This window comes from Mesorhizobium sp. M7A.F.Ca.US.005.03.2.1 (genome assembly GCF_003997795.1).
GTDB classification, from domain to species: domain Bacteria; phylum Pseudomonadota; class Alphaproteobacteria; order Rhizobiales; family Rhizobiaceae; genus Mesorhizobium; species Mesorhizobium ciceri.
This window is the reverse complement of record NZ_RZRP01000610.1, coordinates 1-3,886: the sequence shown is the minus strand read 5'-3', so window position 1 is coordinate 3,886 and position 3,886 is coordinate 1. Positions and strand designations below refer to the sequence as shown.

General features: G+C 64.5%; 5 protein-coding genes. 1 reads left to right on the top strand and 4 read right to left on the bottom strand.

Translation table 11 applies throughout. The features are described from left to right. On the top strand, nt 1-1,644 hold a 1,644-nt coding region (locus EN991_RS26710; protein ID WP_164769383.1), incomplete at its 5' end, for an aminopeptidase P family protein. 183 nt (nt 1,645-1,827) lie between these two features. Here the strand turns inward: EN991_RS26710 and EN991_RS26705 are convergent. The 4 genes from EN991_RS26705 to EN991_RS26690 form a co-directional block, all read right to left on the bottom strand. Beyond that, complete coding sequence (locus EN991_RS26705) at nt 1,828-2,124, bottom strand: AzlD family protein (protein ID WP_013530970.1); 297 nt, start codon at nt 2,122-2,124, stop codon at nt 1,828-1,830. Beyond that, entirely contained in the window at nt 2,121-2,849 is a 729-nt protein-coding gene (locus EN991_RS26700; protein ID WP_013530969.1) for an AzlC family ABC transporter permease, read from the bottom strand. Before EN991_RS26700 ends, EN991_RS26705 begins: the two co-directional genes overlap by 4 nt. Nucleotides 2,850-3,006: 157 nt before the next feature. Continuing rightward, complete coding sequence (locus tag EN991_RS26695) at nt 3,007-3,699, bottom strand: TIGR02453 family protein (protein ID WP_013530968.1); 693 nt, start codon at nt 3,697-3,699, stop codon at nt 3,007-3,009. After that, nucleotides 3,699-3,886 (bottom strand): BRCT domain-containing protein (locus tag EN991_RS26690; protein WP_164769382.1); only part of this gene is annotated, 188 nt, incomplete at its 5' end. The genes EN991_RS26695 and EN991_RS26690, both read right to left, overlap by 1 nt.

Sequence of the window (3,886 nt, the reverse complement as noted above, 5' to 3'; positions counted from 1 at the left end):
GTCCTGCGCGATCGCGCCTTCGTCTTTGTCGACGGGCGCTACACGCTGCAGGTGCGCAGCGAGGTCGATCTCGACGTCTTTTCGATCGAAAGCCTGGTCGACAATCCCCCGGCAGTCTGGCTGAAAGACAATCTCGGCAAGGGCGCACGACTCGGCTTCGATCCATGGCTGCACACGATCAGCGAGGTCAAGGCGCTGCAGGCCTCAGTCGACAAGAACGGCGCCGTACTGGTGCCGCTCGACAAAAACCCGATCGACATCATCTGGAAGGATCAGCCCGACGCGCCGGTGGCCCCGGTCGAGCTCCACCCGATCGGCTTTGCCGGCGAGCTCGCCAAGGACAAGCTGGCGCGGCTGGCGGCGGCGATCGCCAAGGACGGCGCCACCCATGCGGTGCTGACCGACCCCTCCTCCATCGCCTGGGCCTTCAACATCCGTGGCGGCGACGTGCCGCACACGCCGCTGGCGCTCGGCTTCGCCATCCTCGCCGCCGATGGGTCGCACCAGCTTTTCATGGATAAGCGCAAATTCTCGCGCCAGGTCGCCGCCTACCTCACCCAGCTCGCCGAGCCGCATGAGCCCGGCGAATTCGAAGCCGCGATCACAGCGCTTGCCAAGAGTGGCGCGAAAATCGCGCTCGACCCGGTGCTGGCGGCTGACCGGCTGCGCATGCTGGTCGAGGACAATGGCGGCGCCGTCATTGCAGCAGCAGATCCTGCCCGAATCCCGCGCGCCACCAAGAACCAGGCCGAGATCAACGGCTCGCGCGCCGCGCATCGCCGTGACGGTGCGGCCGTGGCGAAATTGCTGTGCTGGCTGGAGCGGCAAAAACCCGGCTCGCTCGACGAGATCGCTGTCGTCACCAGGCTGGAGGAACAGCGCCGGCGGACCGGCGAGGAAACCCAGATGCCGCTGCGCGACGTCTCCTTCGACACCATTTCGGGCGCCGGCCCGAACGGCGCCATCATGCATTACCGCGTGTCGCGCGCCACCAGCCGCAAGCTGCAGGCCGGCGAGCTGTTCCTGCTCGATTCCGGCGCGCAGTATCAGGACGGCACCACCGACATCACCCGCACCGTGCCGATCGGCCAGCCGACGCAGGAGATGCGCGAACGCTTCACCCTGGTGCTGAAAGGCATGATCGGCATTTCCACCTTGCGCTTTCCCGCCGGCACGCGCGGCTCCGAGATCGATGCCGTCGCGCGCATGGCGCTGTGGAAGCACGGCTGCGACTTCGCCCACGGCACCGGCCATGGCGTCGGCTCGTATCTGGCCGTGCATGAAGGCCCGCAGCGTATCGCCCGCACCGGCACCGAAAAGCTGCTCGAAGGCATGATGCTGTCCAACGAGCCCGGCTACTACAAGGAAGGCTCCTACGGCATCCGCATCGAGAACCTGATCCTGGTGACGCCGGCGCAAGAGATCGAGGGCGGCGACATCGCCATGCACGGCTTCGAGACGCTGACGCTGGCGCCGATCGATACCAGGCTGGTGCAGTCGGACCTTCTGACGCGTGACGAGCTGCATTGGCTGGACTCGTACCACGCGCGCGTGCTGGCCGAAATCGGCCCGATGCTCGACGGCGAAACGCTGGCCTGGCTGGAGAAGGCCACCGCGCCGCTGCCGCACGACGCGAAGATCTGATTTTCTGAGGCGCCGAGGGCGTGGCGGAATTCAGGTCAGGACGAGCCGAAAACGATGGGTTCCGTGAACCGGAGCGGAGCGTACTTTTGGGTACGTGAGCTCAGTTCTACCGCGACGCGGTAGAACGGGGAAGCGCAGGAAGCCGCCGTTTGCAGGCCGTCATCACCTGAATATCGATACGCCCTACCCGACGAACTGCCGCGCCACGATCAATACCGCCGCGCCCGCCAAAAACATCGCCATCAACCCACCGCGCAGCGAAACCACGGCGGTGACCACCAGTGCGGCCCATTCCGCCGGGCCGGCGTTCAACAGCTCGGGCGCTACCAGCGTCGTCAGCACCGCCGCCGGCACGGCATTGAGGCCGGCCTCGACGCGGGGATGGATGGTATCGAAGCGCGATATCACCAGGTGCCCGCCGATGCGCGTCAGATAGGTCGCGATTGCGCCGGCGATAATGATCCAGAAGGTCGTGCTCATGGCCGTGCCTTTACGCCGCTATGGTGGGGAGGCAGGATGACCGCCAGCAGCACACCGGCAACAGCGCCAATCGAGACATGCCAGGGCGAGCCCACGGTCTTGTAGGCGATGATGGAGGCGGCAGCGCTGGCAATGACCACCGGCAGCCACAGAGGCCGCTTGCGGAAGCCCAGCACGAGACCGAGGAAATAGATCGGCAGCAGGAAATCGATGCCCAGCGCGTGCGTGTCGGGGATCAGCTTGCCGAACAGCGCACCAAGCGCGCTTTCGACGATCCAGAACAGATAGACAGGCAAGCCAAGTCCCAGATACCAGGCAAAGCCGACCGTCTGGCCGGATTGCGCCCTCGCCTCGGCCACCGCGAATTGCGGATCGGTGAGGATGAAATAGCCTAGTACCTGCTGGATGACAGGCCAGTGCGCGATGCGCCGGCCGATGCCGGCGGAATAGAGCACGTGGCGGAAATTGACGGCGAAGATCGACAGCACGATCAGCCACGGCGCCACATGCTGGCCGAACAGCTGGATGCCGACCATCTGGCTGGCGCCGCCATAGACCAGCGCACTCATCAGAAAGGCTTCCAGGACCGAGAAGCCATTGTCCACGGCGAGCGCGCCGAACAGCACCGCAAACGGCGCCGAGGCCACCACCACAGGCATCGACAGCCGCACGCCTTGCCAGAAATCGCTTCTGTCGCCGCTCTCGGAAATTACGTCCGTCGCCATCAACCACTCCTGATGCATGTCGCCCAAAAGGGGGATAACGACATGCACAACAACAAGGGAAGCGCGGTATGTAGGTGGCGCGGCTTGCCGTGTCACACGAATTCGCTTGAGCCAAACGATCAGCGGAAATGATCGCTGGATCGGCTGAGTTAGACGCTTATTCCTTCAGGATCTTGCCCTCGATCGCCCTGCCCCAGTCGAGCAGCGGCTTGGCGCGCAAGGTGAAATCGACGAGCTCGTCGACCAGATCAGCCGTATGGATTCCCGCGGGATCGATAACATGCTGGACGACAAAATGCCGGTTGCGGATGGCGGCGACAAGGTCGGGATCGCTGATTTCCTCGAAGCCGCGTGGCGTACGCTTCATACGGCCTTCGGTCTCGAGTTCAAGCCGGTTCTTCTTCAACGCCGCCACCAGGGCGCGAAACCTGTCCGGCTTCGTCGCGATGGCTTTGCGCATCGCCAGCAGCAGCGCCGGCTCCGGCTGCCACCAGGCAATGTCGGCGAAGCAGCGCTCAAGCCCGACATGGACGTAGAACACGCCCTGCTCCATCTTGGTGCCGTCGGGCGACAGGATGGCAGACAAATGCCTGTTGTAAGGCCGCTTGTCCTTGGCGAAGCGCACGTCGCGGTTGATTCGGAACAGCGACTTCTTGCGGTCGCCGCGCAGGCCGAGACCCGCCTTTGCGAAGCGCTCGGTCAGCGTGTCGACGAGATCACTGAGCGGATCGCGCAATTCCTGTTCGAACAAGTCACGGTTCTCCAAAAACCACTCTCGGCTCTGGTGGAAATCCAGCGCCTTGAGGAACGGAATGGCTTTTGGGCCGAACCCTTTGAATGCGCCGTCCATCAGGCCTTGCCGATCCGCGCCAGCCAGGCATCTTCGTCGATGACCTCGATGCCGAGTTCGCTGGCGAGCTTGAGCTTGGAGCCGGCACCCGGCCCGGCGACCACCAGATCCGTCTTCGCCGAAACCGAGCCCGCGACCTTGGCGCCGAGGCGCTCCGCCATCGCCTTGGCCTCGGAGCGTGTCATCT